This is a genomic window from Candidatus Thiosymbion oneisti, from assembly GCF_900092655.1.
Lineage (GTDB): Bacteria > Pseudomonadota > Gammaproteobacteria > Chromatiales > Chromatiaceae > Thiosymbion > Thiosymbion oneisti.
Genome location: NZ_FLUY01000453.1, coordinates 1 through 224, shown reverse-complemented (window position 1 = coordinate 224; position 224 = coordinate 1). Strand labels below are relative to the sequence as shown.

At 39.3% G+C, this 224-nt stretch carries 1 pseudogene; it reads left to right on the top strand.

The window, feature by feature from the left end:
* Positions 1 to 60: 60 nt before the first annotated feature.
* Positions 61 to 224: pseudogene (locus BQ17_RS04580) on the top strand (transposase); the annotation flags it as partial.

The window sequence follows — 224 nt, the reverse complement described above, 5'->3', positions numbered from 1 at the left end:
CAAAACTATGCACTTTAGTGCAAGGCTTTAGCTGCTACACAGGTATGCTACAATTAGCTAATGAGTGATCAAAGACGTGGTAGTCATACGGTTAGCATTTTGATGGTCCATATTGTATAGGTCACTAAATATCGTTACCCAGTATTAAAAGGAAGGTCATCACGTCTTCTTCAAAGCGAATTCCCAGAGCTAAAAAAACGATATTGGGGAAAGCATTTTTGGGC